11 protein-coding genes are annotated in these 18173 nt (G+C 70.9%); 6 read left to right on the top strand and 5 right to left on the bottom strand.

Annotation, left to right across the window (positions count from 1 at the left end):
• The first annotated feature begins 88 nt into the window (after positions 1-88).
• Positions 89-1660: a UDP-glucose--hexose-1-phosphate uridylyltransferase gene (locus tag ACULPM_RS00385; protein WP_445330860.1), complete on the top strand. Its 1572-nt coding sequence runs from the start codon at positions 89-91 to the stop codon at positions 1658-1660.
• Positions 1661-1706: 46 nt separating this feature from the next.
• Entirely contained in the window at positions 1707-2954 is a 1248-nt protein-coding gene (locus ACULPM_RS00380; protein WP_445330859.1) for a galactokinase, read from the top strand.
• A gap of 299 nt (positions 2955-3253) precedes the next feature.
• On the opposite strand, the gene ACULPM_RS00375 is transcribed toward ACULPM_RS00380, so the two are convergent.
• Both ACULPM_RS00375 and ACULPM_RS00370 read right to left on the bottom strand, forming a co-directional pair.
• Positions 3254-3895, bottom strand: coding sequence for a metallophosphoesterase family protein (locus ACULPM_RS00375; RefSeq protein ID WP_167929773.1), 642 nt, complete (start codon positions 3893-3895; stop codon positions 3254-3256).
• A gap of 10 nt (positions 3896-3905) precedes the next feature.
• The gene (locus tag ACULPM_RS00370; protein ID WP_445330858.1) at positions 3906-5867 is read right to left on the bottom strand and encodes a BMP family ABC transporter substrate-binding protein; all 1962 of its coding nucleotides are present in this window, start codon (positions 5865-5867) and stop codon (positions 3906-3908) included.
• 259 nt (positions 5868-6126) lie between these two features.
• Here ACULPM_RS00370 and gltB point away from each other — a divergent pair, with 259 nt between their 5' ends.
• Genes gltB through ACULPM_RS00355 form a run of 3 tightly spaced genes read left to right on the top strand, consistent with a single transcriptional unit; the run spans position 6127 to position 12462 of the window.
• Positions 6127-10719 carry a glutamate synthase large subunit gene (gltB, locus tag ACULPM_RS00365; protein WP_445330857.1) on the top strand — a complete coding sequence of 1531 codons (4593 nt, stop codon included), beginning with the start codon at positions 6127-6129 and terminating at the stop codon, positions 10717-10719.
• A 1-nt stretch (position 10720) separates the two neighbouring features.
• Positions 10721-12190, top strand: a complete 1470-nt coding sequence (locus tag ACULPM_RS00360; RefSeq protein WP_445330856.1) for a glutamate synthase subunit beta — start codon at positions 10721-10723, stop codon at positions 12188-12190.
• Between the two features lie 2 nt (positions 12191-12192).
• Positions 12193-12462 (top strand): hypothetical protein, encoded by a 270-nt coding sequence (locus tag ACULPM_RS00355; RefSeq protein WP_167929769.1) that lies wholly within the window; start codon positions 12193-12195, stop codon positions 12460-12462.
• 216 nt (positions 12463-12678) lie between these two features.
• On the opposite strand, the gene ACULPM_RS00350 is transcribed toward ACULPM_RS00355, so the two are convergent.
• Entirely contained in the window at positions 12679-13611 is a 933-nt protein-coding gene (locus ACULPM_RS00350) for a zinc dependent phospholipase C family protein (protein ID WP_445330855.1), read from the bottom strand.
• Positions 13612-13752: 141 nt separating this feature from the next.
• On the opposite strand from ACULPM_RS00350, the gene ACULPM_RS00345 reads away from it, so the two are divergent.
• Positions 13753-14271, top strand: coding sequence for an HdeD family acid-resistance protein (locus ACULPM_RS00345; RefSeq protein ID WP_167929767.1), 519 nt, complete (start codon positions 13753-13755; stop codon positions 14269-14271).
• Between the two features lie 584 nt (positions 14272-14855).
• Here ACULPM_RS00345 and rnhA read toward each other — a convergent pair.
• Together rnhA and polA are read right to left on the bottom strand one after the other, a co-directional pair.
• Positions 14856-15332, bottom strand: a complete 477-nt coding sequence (gene rnhA, locus ACULPM_RS00340; RefSeq protein ID WP_445330920.1) for a ribonuclease HI — start codon at positions 15330-15332, stop codon at positions 14856-14858.
• Between the two features lie 80 nt (positions 15333-15412).
• Positions 15413-18094, bottom strand: a complete 2682-nt coding sequence (gene polA / locus ACULPM_RS00335) for a DNA polymerase I (protein ID WP_445330854.1) — start codon at positions 18092-18094, stop codon at positions 15413-15415.
• Positions 18095-18173: the final 79 nt, after the last annotated feature.

The following is an 18173-nucleotide window of genomic DNA, read 5'->3' as shown; positions in this document are numbered from 1 at the left end:
CCACGGCCACCCTCGATTGCGATATCGTTTCCATAGCTATGTTTGGCAGGGTTCGGGGGGAGCCCACGAAGAAGGGAGCCCAGGAAATATGGACGACTATCAGGCAGGCGCCGTCGAGAGGGGCGTGGCGCAGCTCGTCGCCTACGCCCTCGACCGGGGCCTCATCGGGCAGGATGACGTCACCTATGCCGCCAACCTCATGCTCGATGCGCTCTCCTACGAGCCGGAGGGCTCGTACGTCCCGCGCGAGGCCGTCGGGGACGTCGTCGCGTCCGGGGAGCTGCCGCCGTTCGAGGAGATCCTCGCCGGCCTGCTCGACGACGCCGTGGCCCGCGGCGTGTGCGATCCCGGCATCGCGAGCCGCGACCTTCTGGACACGCGCCTCATGGGGTGCGTGACGCCGCGCCCGAGCGAGGTCACCCGCACGTTCCGCGATCGCTACGAGGAGTCCCCCAAGAGCGCGACCGACTACTTCTACCAGCTCGCGCTCGACTCCGACTACATCCGCTCCTACCGCATCGCGCGCGACCGCAAGTGGGTCACCTCCACGCGCTACGGAGACCTCGACATCACGATCAACCTCTCGAAGCCCGAGAAGGACCCCAAGGCCATCGCCGCCGCGCTCACCAAGAAGAGCGACCACGAGCCCTACCCGCGCTGCCAGCTCTGCCCCGAGAACCTCGGCTACGCCGGCAGGCTCGACCACCCCGCGCGCGAGACCATCCGCCTCATCCCGCTCACGCTCGCGGGCGAGCCGTGGTACCTGCAGTACAGCCCCTACGTCTACTACAACGAGCACTGCATCGTGCTGTCCGAGAAGCACGTGCCCATGCAGATCAGCCGCACCACGTTCCGCCGGCTGCTCGAGTTCGTGACGATGTTCCCGCACTACACCGTGGGCTCCAACGCCGACCTGCCCATCGTGGGCGGTTCCATCCTCACCCACGAGCACTACCAGGGCGGCTGCTACGAGTTCGCCATGGCGCGGGCGGGCCTGCGCGAGGAGGTCTCGTTCCCGGGCTTCGAGGACGTGCGCGCCGGCGTGGTGGACTGGCCGATGTCCGTGATCCGCCTGGACGCCGACGACCCGGAGCGCCTCGTGGAGCTGGCGGACAGGATCCTCGTGGCCTGGCGCGGCTACTCCGACGCCTCCGTGGGCGTGCTTGCCGAGACGGACGGCACCCCGCACAACACCATCACGCCCATCGCGCGTCGGCGCGGCGAGGCCTTCGAGCTCGACCTCGTCCTGCGCAACAACCGTACGACCGACGAGTACCCGCTCGGCATCTTCCACCCGCACCAGGAGCTGCACCACATCAAGAAGGAGAACATCGGCCTCATCGAGGTCATGGGCCTCGCGGTGCTCCCGGCGCGCCTGCTCGGCGAGATGGACCGCCTGAAGCAGGTCATCCTGGCGGGCGAGGACCCGGCAGCGGTGCCCGAGGTGGCGAGCCACGCGCCGTGGACGGCCGAGGTCCTGGGACGGCATCCCGAGTTTGCGCCGGAGAACGTCGCGAGCGTGGACCCCGCGGCGCTCGACGCCGTCATAGAGGAGGAGATCGGCCAGGTATTCGCGCAGGTGCTCGAGCACTGTGCGGTCTTTGCCGACGACGAGCAGGGCAGGGAGGCGCTCGCGCGCTTTGTCGCGAGCGTGCGCTAGGTGGAAAAGTGCCTGTCACTTTTCCACGCATGAGAGGAGATTACCCATGGGCATTCCCACGACCGACGCGCTGACCGCGGTCTACGGCGAGGACGCGGCGCGCGCCGTCGAGCGCCTCGCCGCGCTGGTCGCCCGCTTCGACGAGGCCTTCGGCGCCGGCGACCCCGAGTTCTTCACGGCCTCCGGCCGCACGGAGATCATCGGCAACCACACCGACCACAATGGCGGCAAGATCCTGGCAGCCTCCATCACGATGGACAGCATCGGCGCCGCCCAGCGCACGGATGACGGCATCGTCACCATCTGGAGCGAGGGCTATCCCGAGGCCATCGTCGTGGACACGGGCGCGATCGACCAGATCCCGCACGGCGGCGGCTCCACCACGCTCGTAGCCGGCATGCTCGAGGCCACGGCCAAGCGCGGCTTCAAGATCGGCGGCTTCAACGCCGTGTGCTCCTCCGAGGTCATCCCGTCGGCCGGCGTGAGCTCGTCCGCCTCCTTCGAGATGCTCGTCTGCGAGATGGTCAACCACCTCTACAACGACGACGCCATCGAGCGCGCCGACTACGCGCGCATCGGCCAGTACGCCGAGAACGTCTGGTGGGACAAGGCCTCCGGCCTCATGGACCAGATGGCCTGCGCCGTGGGCGGCACGATCCTTCTGGACTTCTCGGACGGCGTGAAGTACGAGCGCGTGGACTTTGGCTTTGACGAGCTGGGCTGCGACCTCGTGATCGTGAACACCGGCAAGGGTCACGCGGACCTCTCCGAGGAGTACTCCTCCGTCCCCAACGAGATGCATGCCGTGGCCGCCGCGCTCGGTGTCAAGAACCTCTGCGACACGAGCGAGGACGCGGTGCTCGCGCGCCTCTCCGAGCTGCGCGGGACGTGCGGCGACCGCGCAGTGCTGCGCGCCCTGCACTACTTCGAGGAGGTGGGTCGCGTCGAGGCCGCCGAGGCGGCGATCAACGCGGGCGAGAAGGACCGCGTGCTCGACCTCATCACTGCCTCCGGCCGCAGCTCCTGGGAGTGGCTGCAGAACGCCGTGGTCCCCGGCATGCCCGCCGAGGAGCCCATCCCGATGGCGCTCGCGCTCACCGAGCTCTACCTGCGCAAGATCGGCGCGGGCGTGTGCCGCCTGCACGGCGGCGGCTTCGCCGGCGTGATCATGTGCGTGCTGCCCAAGGCCGAGACCGCGGGCTACGTGGACTACATGGCCGGCTACTTTGGCCGCGAGAACGTCTACCTCACCAACATCCGCCAGACCGGCGCCGCCTGCCTCGGCAAGGCGTAGGCGGCGTCGTTCTTCTCGCCAGCGCGTCTTCGGGCGGCGGCGCGGCCTCGGCTGCGCCACCGCCCCTGTGTCGAGGTCCCGGTCGTCGACATGCCCGTAGGGCCCTGCCCGCTTAGGTGAGCAAAAAATCGGAACTATCCTGCATCGATTTCTTAGGTGAGTGGCGTTTGCCGAGGTCATCGTTCTTCTCGCCCCTTAGGTGAGTCGTGGTAGTTCACGTTATTTGCTCACCTAAGCGCCGGCGGCGAGAAGGACGTCAAGCGAGAGGCGCAACGACGGCGCGCCCGTCTTCCCGTCCCCTACACGCCCTCGGGGCGGAAGAGGCCGCCGCGCTGTATGATGTCCTCGTCGGGAATCTCGATGACGTGCGACCCGAAGGCGTTCACGATCGTGGTGCCGCACGCATGCTCGCGCACGCGCTCGATGCGCCCGTAGTTGAGGTGCACGTGGCCGTGGACCAGGTAGCGCGGGCGCGTGCGCTCGAGGAGTCGGTTGAAGGCCTCGAAGCCGCGATGGGGGAGGTCCTCGAGGTCGCCGTACCCGCGCGCGGGCGCGTGCGTCACGATGACGTCGACCCCGCCCGTCGCCTGGGCGAGCAGCGTCAGGCGCGCCGCCTGCCTGCCCATCTCCGCCTCGGTGAAGCCGTGGACGCGGTCGTTGTAGCGGATGGAGCCGCCGAGCCCCATGATGCGCAGGCCGCAGAAGTCGCGGATCTGGCCGTCGATGGAGACGCAGCCCTCGGGGGCGTGCCGGTCGTAGGCGGTGTCGTGGTTGCCCTGCACGTAGAGGAGCGGCACGTTGGTGAGGGTCACGATGTGCTCCAGGTACACCGCCGGCAGGTCGCCGCAGGAGATGACGAGGTCCACGCCCGCGACGCGCTCGGCGTCCCAGTGGTCGTAGAGCCAGCCCTCCTCCTCGTCGGCTATGAAGAGGATCCTCACGCCCCGCCCCTTAGCGACTCGTGTCCTTGAGCAGCACCGTCGAGGGGTCGACCGGGATGACGCCTGCCACCTCCACCTCGACGAGGCCGTCGCGGTCGAGCTCGCGCTGCTCCGGCAGGCGGCCCACCACGTTCTCGTTCAGCCAGCGCATGCGCACGATCTGCTCGCTCGTGAGGCGCCCGGACTCCGGGCCCTGGACGACGTCGCCGCCCTGGGCGCGCAGCTCGCCCGTGAACGGGTGGACGCGCCCGGAGAGCACGGACTGGCGCAGCACGTCCACGAGCATGCGCTGGCCGCGCGGCAGGTCGTCGGCGAGCCGCACGTCCAGCACGCCGGCCGACATGCCCCACCAGTAGTTGAGCGACTGCCCCTGAATCTTCTCGCCCTCCTTCTTCCACGTGTCGTTGCGGATGGAGCGCACGAGCATCTCGTAGTAGCGGCCCCACTTCCAGACGGGCTCGGCGAGGTGCGTCTCCGCACCGTCGTCCTCCACCCGGTAGAGGCCCCACGACTCCTTGGGGGCGAGCGGGTTGGCGTAGTCGCGCCCCGAGATGATGTGGACGCCCTCCTCGCGCAGCTCGCGGCGCCAGTCGTAGCCCTTTGCCGAGAACCACTTGAGGTAGACCGTGACGTACGGGTCGACCATCTGGGCGCCGATGGCAAAGGCGTTGATCTCCGCGACGGTCGAGAAGACCGGGGACTCCGCCACGTAGCCGATCTTGTGATGCCCCGCCAGGCTCGCCGCCAGGGCGCCGAGCAGGAACTTGGCCTCGTACATGCGTCCGTAGAATCCGCGTACCGCGCTGTGCGAGAGGCTCACGGAGCAGTTGAGGTAGGCCGGCCCCGGGTGCTCGGCGGCGGCGCGCAGGGTCTGGCGCATCTGGGCCGCGGCGCACGTGACCACGAGGTCGGCGCCCTGCGCCACGGCGTCGTCCACGGCCTGGTCGAACGCGGCGTCCGAGCTGCGGTCGGTGTAGGCCGAGGTGGCGACGGTCGAGCCGAGCGCCTCCTCGAGCTTCAAGCGCCCGCGCTCGTGGAGCGAGATCCAGCCCGAGGAGAGGGGGTTGCGGTCGTAGACGAAGGCCACGCGGAAGGGCTTGGCGAGCACGGCCTTTTTGGCGAGGTTCTTGAGCTTGGGCAGCGGCGCCGTGCGCTCCGCGCTCGGGTCCTCGAGGTAGGCGCGGGCGCCCGTGCCCTGCGTGACCACGAACTCGCCCCAGATCTTCTCGACCTGCGCGTCCACGTCCTTGGGGGAGAGGCCGCGCAGGTGCTCGAAGCCGAAGATGGTTATGTAGTTCGCGAGGGCGTCGCCCACCTGCAGGTCGAGCCCGTCGCCGCCGTGGGCGCGGAAGGACGCCGAGAAGCTGTCGAAGAGGCCGCGCAGGTCGCGCACGACGTCCTCGGGCCACGGGGTCTCGAGGTCGCGGCCAAGAAGCGCCGCGAGGCGCGCGTAGAAGCCCTCCTCGGAGGAGGTGATGCCGTAGATGGGGCAGACGCGGTAGAAGCGCGTGAACTCGTGGTAGACGCGCAGGCCCTTCTCGTCGGAGGGCATGGGCGTCACGCGCGTGATGCTGGCGAGGATCGTGGGCATGCCCAGATAGCGCGAGACGGAGACGCGCTTGTTGCCCTCCTGCACGTAGAAGCGCTGCAGGTACTCGTAGACGACGATCGGGTCGCGCAGCCCCTCGGCGCGCTGGGAGTCGATGAGGTCGCTCCACTTCATCGCGAACTCGGACTCGGGCTCTGCGATGGGGTAGAAGCTGCTGGAGAACATGTTCTGTCTGCCGCGCGTCTTGGTGCCCGCGATGAGCGAGAGGTCCACCTCGGCGAGGCCGATGGGCACCTCGCCCTGGTAGCCCTGGTTCTTGAGGATGTCGTCCAGCGCGGGAGGGTACGGGTAGTGGCCGTCCGAGACGTCGCGCTCGACCTGCCTGAGGCCGAGCTTGCGAGCCTTAGCATAGTCCTCGAGCATGGGACCGCCTTTCCTCGGCATGGAATCGATTCCCCCTTCGTCCATGGTAGCGCGTCTTCGGCCGCGCCGCGGCGCCATTCTTCGCCGCGGCCCGGCCCGCGCGTGAGCGGCGCAGATTTCCCGCCCGTTTCCGGCGCGCGTCTCGCGGATGGCGGGCGAGAAACGCCTGCGTGGCGAGCGCGTAGCAAGTCGGTCTCGTTTTTCTCGCCCGGCGCGGGCGCGCCGTAGACTCCCCTTGAAGTCGAACGAGGGGAGTCCCATGAACCGCGGTCTTTATCGCGAGAGCTTCGAGCATGATGCCTGCGGCATCGGCGCCATCGCGCACCTGCACGGGAAGCGCAGCCACCAGACGCTCGACGACGCGCTCTCGGTGCTCGTGAACCTGGAGCACCGCGGCGGCAAGGGCCTCGAGCGCAACACCGGCGACGGCGCGGGCGTGCTCTTCCAGGTGCCGCACCGCTTCTTCCGCAAGGAGGCGCAGAAGGAGGGCCAGCTGCTGCCCGACGAGGGCGACTACGGCGTGGCCATGCTGTTCCTGCCGCACGACGACGCCGCCGGCGTGACGGCGGCGCGCCAGGTCTTCGAGCGCGGCTGCGCCGAGTGCGGCGTGCCGCTCATGTTCTGGCGCGAGGTCCCGGTGGACCCGCACGACCTCGGCTCCACGGCGCGCGCCTGCATGCCCACCATCTACCAGGCGTTCCTGCGCCGGCCGGAGGACGTGGCCCGGGGCCAGGACTTCGAGCGCCGCCTCTACGTCTGCCGTCGCACCATCGAGCGCGCGGCCGACGCCACGCCCGCGCTCGAGGGCAAGATCTTCTACGTCTGCAGCATGTCCAGCCGCACGATCGTCTACAAGGGCATGCTCGTCGCCACGCAGATGCGCCGCTTCTACCTGGACCTCAACGACGCCGCGGTGGAGACCGCGCTCGCCCTCGTGCATTCGCGCTACTCCACCAACACCACGCCCTCCTGGGAGCGCGCCCACCCCAACCGCTACCTCATCCACAACGGCGAGATCAACACCCTGCGCGGCAACGTCTCCTGGATCCGCGCCCGCGAGCCGCGGCTCTACTCGCCCGTGCTGGGCGCCGACCTCGAGCGCGTGATGCCGATCATCAACCGCGAGGGCTCTGACTCCGCGATCCTGGACAACGTGCTCGAGTTCCTCGTCATGAACGGGCGGCCCCTCGACCGCGCGGTCACGCTCATGATGCCCGAGCCCTGGGACAAGAACCCCGCCCTCGGCGAGAAGCGCCGCGCCTACGACGCCTACCAGTCCATGCTCATGGAGCCCTGGGACGGCCCCGCGGCGATCGTCTTCACCGACGGGCGCATGCTCGGCGCCGCGCTCGACCGCAACGGCCTGCGACCCGCGCGCTACTACGTGACGCGCGACGACCGGCTGATCCTCGCCTCGGAGGTGGGGACCATCGACGTCGAGCCCGAGAACATCCTGCGCACGGGCTGCCTCGGCCCCGGCGAGATGCTCGAGGTGGACCCCGTGCAGGGGCGCGTCGTCTGGAACGACGAGGTCCGCGACCGCCTGGCGGGCGAGAAGCCCTATCGCGACTGGATCGACGAGGAGACGATCGAGCTCCAGGACCTGCCCGAGCCCGCGCCGCAGGACGGGCCGACGCCGCCTGCCGGCGCCGCCCCCTCCCTCGCGTCGCGCCTCGCCGCCTACGGCTGGCACTACGACGACGTGGACGAGGTCGTGCGGCCCATGGCGGAGAAGGGGTCGGTGCCGCTGGCGTCGATGGGCGTGGACGCGCCGCTCGCGTGCCTCTCCACCAAGACGCGCTCGTTCTTCGACTACTTCCATCAGCTCTTCGCGCAGGTCACCAACCCGCCGATCGACGCGCTGCGCGAGAGCATGGTCACGAGCACGACGCTCTACCTCGGCAACCACGGGAACCTCCTCGAGGACTGCCGCGACGCCTGCCGCCTCGTGCGCCTGCCCGGCCCCATCCTCTCCGAGGCCGACTTCCGGCGAGTCTGCGCGATCGACCGCGCGGGCTTCGCCGTGGCGCGCCTCAGCGCGACCTACCCCGCCGGTGCGGGCCCGCACGCGCTGGCCGAGGCCCTGGACGCCCTGGCGGCGCAGGCCGAGAAGGACGTGCGCTCCGGGGCCAACATCGTGGTGATCTCCGACCGCGCGGGCTCCGGCGAGGCGCCGATCCCGTCCCCGCTCGCCCTCGGCTGCGTGCACAACCACCTCATCCGCTGCGGCCTGCGCACGCGCGCGGACCTCGTGGTGGAGACCGGCGACGCCCTCTGCGCCCATGACTTCGCGTGCCTCGTGGGCTACTCGGCGAGCGGCATCCACCCGTACCTGGCGCACGACTGCATCCGCGACCTGTGCGCCCGCGGCGAGCTCGCGCTCTCCCCGGAGGAGGCCTGCGCCAACTTCGACCGGGCGGTCACGGCGGGCATCGTCTCCGTCATGTCCAAGATGGGCATCTCCACGATGCAGGGCTACCACTCCGCGCAGATCTTCGAGGTCCTGGGGCTCTCCGAGGAGCTCGTCGAGAAGTGCTTCACCTTCACGGCCACGCGCGTGGGCGGCCTCACGGCGGACGACCTCCAGCGGGAGCTCGACGCGCGCCGCGCCGCCGCGACGGGGCTCGCCGCGTCCCCCGCGCCGGACCAGCTCCCCACGCTCGGCCTCACCAAGTGGCGCCCGGCGGGCGAGGAGCACCTCATCGACCCCAAGGCCATCTACCTCCTGCAGCGCGCCTGCCGCGAGGGCGACTACGGCCTCTTCAAGGAGTACTCCGCGTGGGTGCACCGGCCCGGACGCGCCGTCACCCTGCGCGACCTCATGGGCTTCTCGCCCGCCGGCGCGCCCGTGCCGCTCGAGGAGGTGGAGCCCGCGAGCGAGATCGTGCGGCGCTTCAACACCGGCGCCATGAGCTACGGCTCCATCTCGCGCGAGCAGCACGAGTGCCTCGCCGTGGCGATGAACCGCCTGCACGGCCGCTCCAACTCCGGCGAGGGCGGCGAGGACCCCGCGCGCGAGACGCCGCGCGCCAACGGCGACTCCGCGCGCTCCGCGATCAAGCAGGTGGCGTCCGGGCGCTTCGGCGTGACGAGCCGCTACCTGGTCTCCGCGACCGAGATCCAGATCAAGATGGCGCAGGGCGCCAAGCCCGGCGAGGGCGGCCATCTGCCCGGCAAGAAGGTCTACCCGTGGATCGCCGAGGTGCGTCAGTCAACGCCTGGCGTGAGCCTCATCTCGCCCCCGCCGCACCACGACATCTACTCGATCGAGGACCTCGCCGAGCTGATATTCGACCTCAAGTGCGCCAACCCCGGCGCCCGCGTCTCGGTCAAGCTCTGCGCCCTCGCGGGCGTGGGCACCATCGCCACGGGCGTGGCCAAGGGCGGGGCCGACAAGATCCTCGTCTCCGGGCACAACGGCGGCACCGGCGCCGCCCCGCGAGACTCCATCTACCACGCGGGCATCCCGTTCGAGATCGGCCTCGCCGAGACGCAGCAGACGCTCCTGCGCAACGGCCTGCGCTCCCGCGTGGTGCTCGAGACGGACGGCAAGCTCATGAGCGGGCGCGACGTGGCGATCGCGGCGCTTCTGGGCGCCGAGGAGTTCGGCTTCGCCACGATGCCGCTCATCGCCTGCGGCTGCCTCATGCAGCGCGACTGCCAGCGCGACACCTGCCCGGCGGGCGTGGCCACGCAGGACTGCCGCCTGCGCGCCCGCTTCTCGGGACGGCCCGAGCACGTGGTGAACTTCATGACGTTCGTGGCCGAGGAGCTGCGCGAGATCATGGCGTCGCTGGGCTTTCGCACGGTGGACGAGATGGTCGGCCGCGCCGACTGCCTCACGCAGGTGCCCGTCGCCGGGGAGGCCAACTGGAAGGCCAACCGCCTGGACCTCTCCGACCTTCTCGCCCCCGGCGTCTGCGAGTTCGGGCGGCAGATCCCCGGCGCCGACGCGCCGCGCTTCCTGCCCGAGATGGCGGCCGACCTGGAGCTCGGCCGCACGCTCGACGCCACGCTGCTCGTGCCCTACACCGAGCGCGCCCGCGCGCACCTCGAGCCCATCCGCCTGCGCGCGGACATCGACAACGTGAACCGCTGCGTGGGCACGATACTCGGCAGCCGCGTGACGGCCGCGCACCCCGACGGCCTCCCGGAGGGCTCGGTCACGGTTGACTGCGCGGGCTCGGCGGGCCAGAGCTTCGGCGCCTTCCTGCCGGCGGGCGTCGCGCTCAACGTGGCGGGCGACGCCAACGACTACTTCGGCAAGGGCCTCTCGGGCGGCGTCCTCTCCGTGCGGCCCGCGGACGGCGCCACCTACAAGTTCGACGAGAACGTCATCGTGGGCAACGTGGCCCTCTACGGCGCCACGGGCGGGCGCGCCTTCGTGAACGGCCTTGCGGGCCAGCGCTTCTGCGTGCGCAACTCCGGCGCCACGGTGGTGGTGGAGGGCGTGGGCGCGCACGGCTGCGAGTACATGACCGGCGGCACCGTGGTCGTGCTCGGCGAGGTGGGCCCCAACTTCGCCGCGGGCATGTCGGGGGGCGTGGCCTACGTCTACGACCGCTTCGGCACGCTCGCCAGGCGCTGCAACCGGGAGCTCGTGAACCTGGAGGAGCCGGGCGAGAAGGACCTCGAGCTCGTGCGCTCGCTCGTGGAGGAGCACGTGCGCCGCACGGCGAGCCCGCGCGGCATCAAGCTCCTCTACCAGTTCGACGAGGCGCGTGACAGCTTCGTGAAGGTGATACCGCGCGACTACGAGCGGGTCCTCGGCCTGGTGGCCGAGGCGGAGGCAGCGGGCGCGTCCCGCGAGGCCGCGCTCGAGCGCGCGTTCGACGTCATGAGGGAGGGCTAGCATGGGAAGGCCTGGTGCGTACCTGACGGTTGACCGCGAGACGGAGCCGCTGCGGCCGGTGGCCGAGCGCGTGCTCGACTACGAGGGGCTCCACGGGGAGCTTGACGAGGCCCGCCGCCGCGCGCAGGCGAGCCGCTGCATGATGTGCGGCGTGGCGTTCTGCCAGACGGGCCTTGGCTTCGGCGGCGCGCGCCCGAGCGGCTGCCCGCTCCACAACCTCATCCCCGAGTGGAACGACCTCCTCTATCGGGGCCTCATGCGCGAGGCCGCCGATAGGCTGGCGCTCACCTCCCCGCTCCCGGAGTTCACGAGCCGCGTGTGTCCCGCGCTCTGCGAGGCCGCCTGCAACCTGGGCTGTCACGGCGAGCCGGAGACGATCCACGACAACGAGCGCGCGATCTCCGACTGGGAGTGGGCGCATGGCGGCCCCCGACGCTTCCCGCCGGCGGCGCCGGGCGCCCCGCGCGTCGCCGTGGTGGGCTCCGGGCCGGCCGGCCTTGCGGCCGCGTGGGAGCTCGCCCGGCGCGGGGCCCGCGTGACGGTCGTCGAGCGCGCGGACCGCGCGGGGGGCCTGCTCACCTACGGCATCCCCAACATGAAGCTCGAGAAGCGGGTGGTCGCGCGGCGCGTCGCGCTCATGGAGGAGCTGGGGATCGAGTTTCGCCTCAACACGGACGCTGCCGAGAAGGACGTGGCGTCGGCGCTCCTCGCGGAGAGCGACGCCGTGGTCGTGGCCGCGGGCGCGCGCCGGCCGCGGGGGCTCGCCGCGGCGGGCTTCGAGGAGGGGCTTGCCTCGGGCGGCGTTGTCTGGGCCGTGGACTACCTCACGGCCTCCACGCGGGCGCTCTTGGACGGCGGCGAGCCCGCGGTGAGCGCCGAGGGCCGCGACGTGGTGGTCGTCGGCGGCGGCGACACGGGCAACGACTGCCTGGGCACCGCCGTCCGCCAGGGCGCTCGCTCGCTGCGGCAGGTCGAGTTCCTGCCGCGTCCCGCCGAGCCGGGCCCGGGCGTCACGCGCTGGCCCGAGTGGCCCTCCACGCTCAAGACCGACTACGGCCAGGCCGAGGCCATCGCGTCCATGGGCGGCGAGATGCGCTCCTGGGGCGTGGACACGCTCGAGGTCCTTCTCGACGCGGACGGCGCGGTCCGTGGCCTGCGCGTGGCCGACCTCGACTGGTCGGGCGGCGCGCCCGAGCGCGTCGTCGGCAGCGAGCGCGAGGTCCCGGCGCAGCTCGTGCTCATAGCCTGCGGCTTCACGGGCCCGGAGCGCGGCGTGCTGGACGCGCTGGGCGTCTCCGTGGGCGAGCGGGGGCTTCCCGTCACCGAGGGGGGCGCCCATCGCGCCGCGGCGCCCGGTGAGACGCCCGTCTTTCTCGCCGGTGACGCGAGGACGGGGTCCTCGCTCGTGGTGAGCGCCATAGCAGACGCCCTGTCCTGCGCGGCAGAGGCAGCCGCCGAGCTGGGGATATAGCCATGGACGGGCCGGTCGGCATCATGTTCGTCCGGGGGTCGGCCACGGTGGTGGCGGGCTCCGAGGACCCGACGCCGGGCGTCGAGGAGTCCCCGGCGCACGAGGCCGAGTCCCTCGTCTGGCTCGAGGACGGGGAGGAGCGGCCCTTCTCCGCGCTTCCGGAGCGTCGCCGCCCCTGGCTCGAGGAGTCGGCGACGTGGGGCGAGGGCTCCCGAGACGCCCGCCCCGCCGACGAGGGTCCCGAGCCGCCCGACACCCTCGTCTGGCTCTAGGGCCGCGCCCCGGCCGTGGCGCCCCACCGGCCTCGTCCCGTCTCCCGACGCACGCCAATGGCGGCACCCCTCGAGTTTGCACGAGCAAACGCGAGGGGCGCCGTGGTGACTGATTCGCATCCGTGCTGCTCAGGGGCTTGATGGTTCTTCTCGCCATGCCATGCGCCGGCGCGTTTGCACGTGCAAACGCGAAGAGGAGGGGAGGGGCCGCCGACGTCAGTCGTCCGTCCCCGGCCGCCCCGCGTAGTCGAGCCCGCCGACGAGCCTCCTGAAGCCGCCTCGGTCCCCGCGCACGAATGCCTCGGCGAGCGCGGGGTAGGAGAGGCGCGCCTCGTCGAAGAGGTCGGCCAGGCTCTCGGAGCGGATGCGCCCCGTGAAGGGGTCGCGCCAGGGGAGGCAGCCGAGGTTTGCCGCGGGGCAGTCCTCGTCGCGCCGCACGTAGTGCGCCGCAGCCGCTGCCCAGGAGCGCCCGCGCGCGAGCCGCTCGAGGGCACTGACCGCACGCGCGCGCGGCGACCCGGCGGGGTCGATGAGGCGGTAGGCGCGCTCGAGGTCCCGCACGCTGCCGGCGTACTCCCGCGCCCCGAGCTCGAGCCCGAAGACGGCGAGCGAGAGCTGGGAGACGAGTGCCCCGCCCACGCGCTCGACGCGCTCGGTCCGCATGAGGTTCCCGGCGGCGGGCCGCTCGAGCACGGTGGCGCCGCGCTTCTCCCAGAGGATCCAGCTGTCGATGTCCGACTCGATCACGGCGTGCACGTCGCTCGCGACTGCGGCGAGCGTGCGGTCCGCCTCGACGAGGGCACGCTGCTGGGAGACGACGAGGGGGTGCGCCGCGCGGTCGAGCGCGTAGTGGCCGAGAAAGCCGAGCGCGAAGGCGCGCCCGACGCCCTTGTCGGCGGCGGGCAGGCGGCTCACGCCGTCGCGCAGCGCCCAGAACGCGCGCGTGACGCAGCCTCCCTGGATGAGCCGCGCGAGGCGGTGACAGGCGCGCGCCGTGGCGGGCAGGGCCGAGAACCGGGCGAGGAGGGGGTCCGGACCCTGGTTTGCGAGCAGGAAGGCGAGCTTCTCCTCCTCGCCGCTCACGATGCCGTCGGGCAGGCTCGCGATGACGTCCTCGCCGAATATGTGGTGCGTGATGAGCGCGGGCATGGCCCCTCCTCGCGTCGCTTCCGAGAGATCCCACGTGGCTAGTGTATCGCGCCGGCGGGGCGCACCGCGTTGACGCGCGGGGCAAGAGGGTAGAAAGACGTCATGCGACGGAGAGTCCGTCGCCCAACCTAAGGTGGCATCATGGCTAACTCGTTCCAGCGCGCCCGCGCGACGGTGGTCCTCATGGGAATCGCCTCGCTTCTCACCGGCGTGGTGATCCTGCTCAACCCGGCCGGCGTGGCGCTCTTCCTCACGACCCTCTTCGGCGGGGTGCTCGCCATCACGGGCGCGATCACGCTCGTGGGCTACGCCCGCGCCCGCGACGTCTCGACGCAGTCCGACCTCTTCGTCGGCCTCGTCGAGCTGGTCTTCGGCGCCATTCTCTGGTTCTGGCCCGGGATGTTCGTGAACTGGCTCGTGGTGATCGTGGGCGTGTTCATCCTCTTCTCCGGCCTTGGCGACTTCGCGGAGGCGCGCTCGCTCGCGGCGCTGGGCTCCCCGGCCGCCGGCATGGGGACGGTGCTCGCCGTTCTCACCGTCATCCTCGGCGTGCTCGTGGTGGCCTCGCCGTTTGCCCTTGTCGACCTCATGTTCTCCATTGCCGGCTTCGGCCTCGTCTTCAACGGCGTGACCGAGCTCGTGGCGGCGTTTCGCATGTGAGGCGCCGCCGGCCGCCGGCCGACACGGCTGCCGTTCCCCGGCGAGGCGACCAGGAGGCCGCGCTCTCCTGTGCGCCTACTCTCCCGTGTGCCCTACTCTCCTGCGCGCCCTGCTCTCCTGCGCGCTTAGGTGAGCAAATTAATCTAGCTATCTTGCGTGGTTTTCTTAGGTGAGTCACGTTAGCGCAGTTGTTCTTCTCGCCCCGCGCTTAGGTGAGTCGAGAAAGTTCGAAGTCTTTGCTCACTTAGCGCACGGCGAGAAGAGCCGGCGAGAAGGGCCGGGAAGACGGGTGAAAAACTCGCCTACGACGCGCTCGCGCCCTTGCCGCGCTGCCCCGCTTGCTCGCTCGCGGTTCGCCCCGCGACTTAGGTGAGCACAGATATCGAACTTTCTTGCACGAATTTCTTAGGTGAGTGACGTTTGCCCAGTTGTTCTTCTCGCCTCGTCCTTAGGTGAGTCGTGCTAGTTCGAAGATTATGCTCACCTAAGGAGGTGGGAGGGGAGGCGGCCGAGAAGTACGGGACGCGGGCGAGAAGAACGGGAGGCGGGCGAGAAGAACGACCGAGAAGAGCCTCGCGCCGCCGCTATCCCTCGAAGCCGGCGTCCTCCTGAAGGCCCGTCCCGTCGGCGGCGGACGTCGCCAGCTCGTCGCAGCGCTCGTTCTCGGGATGCCCCGCGTGGCCCTTGACCCAGACCCAGGTGACCTCGTGCGAGTCGCAGGCGGTCAGCAGCCGCTTCCAGAGGTCGACGTTCTTCACCGGCTGCTTGCTCGCGGTCTTCCATCCGCGGCGGAGCCAGCCGCCGATCCAGTTCTTGTTGAACGCGTTGCAGACGTACTGCGAGTCCGTCGTCATCGTGACCGCGCAGGGGCGGCGCAGCGCCTCGAGCGCCGCGATCGCCCCCATGAGCTCCATGCGGTTGTTGGTGGTTCGGCGATATCCCGCCGAGAGCTCGCGCTCATAGGTGTGGCCGTCTGGCCCCGCGTAGCGAAGAACCGCCCCGTAGCCCCCTGGCCCCGGGTTGCCGCGCGACGAGCCGTCCGACCAGGCCTGCACCTGCATGAGGGCGCCGGGGCGCGCGTCCCTCTCGCCCGTCGCGAGCCTCTCTCCCGCCGAGCGCGCAAACTCCTCCCAGCTCGCCATCACTTGGCCTCCGCCCAGTTGGCACCATAGGAGACCTCGGCGAGCAGCGGCACGCGCAGCTTCACCACGCCCTCCATCGTCTCGCGCACGAGCGCGCTCACGGCCTCGACCTCGGCCTCGGGGACCTCGAGGTCCAGCTCGTCGTGGATCTGCAGCACGAGCTTGGCGGCAAGGCCCTCCTCGTGGAGGCGCCGCTCCACGCGCACCATCGCGATCTTGATGATGTCCGCGGCGGTGCCCTGCATCGGGTGGTTCATCGCCGTGCGCTCGCCGAAGGCGATGAGCTGGCGGTTGCGCTGCTGGAACTCGCGGATGTGCCGGCGGCGGCCGTAGAGCGTCTCGGCGTACCCGCGCTCGTGGGCGACGCGCACCGCCTCGTCGAGGAAGGCGCGCACGCCGGGGTAGGCCTCGAAGTAGCGGTCGATCATCTCCTGCGCCTCGGCGCGCGGAATCTTGAGCGAGCTCGCGAGGCCAAAGGCCTGCTGCCCGTAGACGATGCCGAAGTTCACGGCCTTCGCGCGGCTGCGCAGCTGCGGCGTGACCTCCTCCACCGGCACGCCGAAGACGCGCGCCGCGGTGGCGGCGTGGAAGTCCGCGCCCTCGCAGAAGGCGGCGACCAGGTGCTCGTCCCCGGAGAGGTGGGCGAGCAGCCTGAGCTCGATCTGCGAGTAGTCGCAGGCGAGAAACACGCTGCCCTCCGGTACCGTGAACGCCTGGCGCACGCGGTGGCCGAGCTCGGAGCGCGTGGGGATGTTCTGCAGGTTGGGGTCCGAGCTCGAGAGGCGCCCGGTGGCCGTCACCGTCTGGTTGAGCGTGGTGTGGATGCGCCCGTCGCCCGCCACGAGCGCGGGGAGGGCGTCGAGGTAGGTGCTCTTGATCTTGGAGCGCTCGCGGTAGTCGAGGACCTCGGCCACGATGGGGTGCTCGGTCGCCAGGTCGCCGAGGACCTTGGCGTTGGTGGAGTAGAAGCCGCGCTTGGTGCGCTTGAGGCCGAAGGTGGGAAGCCCGAGCACGTCGAAGAGCACGTGGGAGAGCTGCTGCGGGGAGTCTATGTTGAAGTCCTCGCCGGCGGCGGCGTGGATCTTCTCGACCATGCCCTCGATCTCCGCGCCGAGCTCTGCGGACTGGGCCGCGAGCACGCTCACGTCCACGCCGAGGCCCACGCGCTCCATCTCGGCGAGCACCGGCAGGAGCGGCATCTCCATGTCGCGGAAGAGCCCCGTGGCGCCGTCGCGCTCCATGCGCTCGGAGAGCGCCGGCACGAGCAGGCGCGCGCGCACCGCGTCGAGCGCCGCCTCGGGGAGCTCGTCGCTCGCGGCGGGGAGGGTCTCGGCGAGGTACGCCTCTGCGAGCTCTGCGGGGCCGAAGGAGCCGCGCTCGGAGTCGAGCAGGTAGGCGGCCACGGCAACGTCGAAGATGCGGGCGGGGTCGACCTCGCCGGGCGAGAGGAGCTCGGGCTTGGACGAGTCGGCGGGGGAGAGCGCGTGGATGAGCGCCTTGACGTCGCCGGCGGCCACGCGCCCCTCGCGCAGGAGCCGGGCGAGCGCCCCGTCGGCGGCGTCGCCCTCGAGGCGCAGGAGCCGCTCGCCGTCGTAGGCCCACAGGACGTGCGCGAGGCCGAAGAGCGCCCCGTCGGCTCGGTCGTCGTCGAGCGCCACGCCGACCCAGCCGTCCCGCACGGCCGCGTCGAGCGCCGCGAGCGCGTCGTCGGCGACGAGCGGCGCGGGCAGCTCCACGCCGGCCGGGGCGGGCTCGTCCTTCTCGCCGAGCGCCTGGCGTGCGGCGGCGACGGCGTCCTCGCCGGCAAGCCGGACGAGGCGCGAGGTCATGCCCGTGAACCCGAGCGCGGAGAACGCGCGCGTGACCTCCACCGGGTCGAAGGTGGGGAAGCGCGCGTCGGCGAGGTCGAGCTCGATCGGCGCGTCCGTGCGGATCGTGGCCACCTTGCGGGAGACGAGCGCGTCCTCCACGTGGGCGCGCAGGTTCTCGCCCATCTTGCCCTTGACCTCGTCGGCATGCGCGATGACCTCGTCGAGGCTGCCGTACTGCACGATGAGGGCGGCCGCCTTCTTGGGGCCGATGCCGGGCACGCCGGGGATGTTGTCCGAGGAGTCGCCCTTGAGGCCGTAGAAGTCGGGCACGAGCTCCGGCGTGATGCCGTGGTAGAGGTCCTCCACCGTGGAGGGGTCCATGATCACCACGTCCGTCACGCCCTTCTTGGTGGAGACGACCTTCACGTGGTCGGTCGTGAGCTGGTACATGTCGCGGTCGCCGGTGAAGAGGTACATGTCGTAGCCGGCCGCCTCGCCGCGCCGGGCCAGGGTGCCCAGGATGTCGTCGCCCTCCCAGCCCTCGAGCTCGGCCACGGGGACGTCGAGCGCGCCGAGCAGCTCCTTCACCATAGGGAACTGCTCGTGCAGCGCCGGGTCCATCGGCGGGCGCTGGGCCTTGTACTGCGGCAGCATCTCCATGCGCACGCGCGGCTTGCCCTTGTCAAAGGCGCAGATCACGCCGTCGGGGCGGAAGGTGTCCACCATCTTGATGAACATGTTGAAGAACCCGAAGAGGGCGTTGGTGGCGCGCCCGTCCGGCGCGCTCATGGGCTGGCGAATCGCGTGGAACGCGCGGTGCATGAGGGAGTTTCCGTCGATGACGGCGATGGTGCGGGTGGCGTCTGGCATGTGCGTCCTCTCGTCTGTTGGCTCGCATCATTGTAGGCGAGAAGGACCGTACGGAGGGGGCCGTGCGAGGGGACCGTGC

The organism is Thermophilibacter sp. ZX-H3 (assembly GCF_052599055.1).
The sequence above is the reverse complement of the archived record's forward strand: the minus strand, read 5'-3'. Positions and strand labels throughout refer to the sequence as shown.

What these genes read in the sequence shown, in the direction of transcription:
- ACULPM_RS00370 (WP_445330858.1), bottom strand. Translation starts at nt 5,867, where the DNA reads ATGCTCGAGGACTATGCTAAGGCTCGCAAGCTCGGCCTCAGGCAGGTC.
- ACULPM_RS00385 (WP_445330860.1), top strand. Translation starts at nt 89, where the DNA reads ATGGACGACTATCAGGCAGGCGCCGTCGAGAGGGGCGTGGCGCAGCTC.
- gltB (WP_445330857.1), top strand. Translation starts at nt 6,127, where the DNA reads ATGAACCGCGGTCTTTATCGCGAGAGCTTCGAGCATGATGCCTGCGGC.
- ACULPM_RS00355 (WP_167929769.1), top strand. Translation starts at nt 12,193, where the DNA reads ATGGACGGGCCGGTCGGCATCATGTTCGTCCGGGGGTCGGCCACGGTG.
- ACULPM_RS00360 (WP_445330856.1), top strand. Translation starts at nt 10,721, where the DNA reads ATGGGAAGGCCTGGTGCGTACCTGACGGTTGACCGCGAGACGGAGCCG.
- rnhA (WP_445330920.1), bottom strand. Translation starts at nt 15,332, where the DNA reads ATGCAGGTGCAGGCCTGGTCGGACGGCTCGTCGCGCGGCAACCCGGGG.
- ACULPM_RS00350 (WP_445330855.1), bottom strand. Translation starts at nt 13,611, where the DNA reads ATGCCCGCGCTCATCACGCACCACATATTCGGCGAGGACGTCATCGCG.
- ACULPM_RS00345 (WP_167929767.1), top strand. Translation starts at nt 13,753, where the DNA reads ATGGCTAACTCGTTCCAGCGCGCCCGCGCGACGGTGGTCCTCATGGGA.
- ACULPM_RS00380 (WP_445330859.1), top strand. Translation starts at nt 1,707, where the DNA reads ATGGGCATTCCCACGACCGACGCGCTGACCGCGGTCTACGGCGAGGAC.
- polA (WP_445330854.1), bottom strand. Translation starts at nt 18,094, where the DNA reads ATGCCAGACGCCACCCGCACCATCGCCGTCATCGACGGAAACTCCCTC.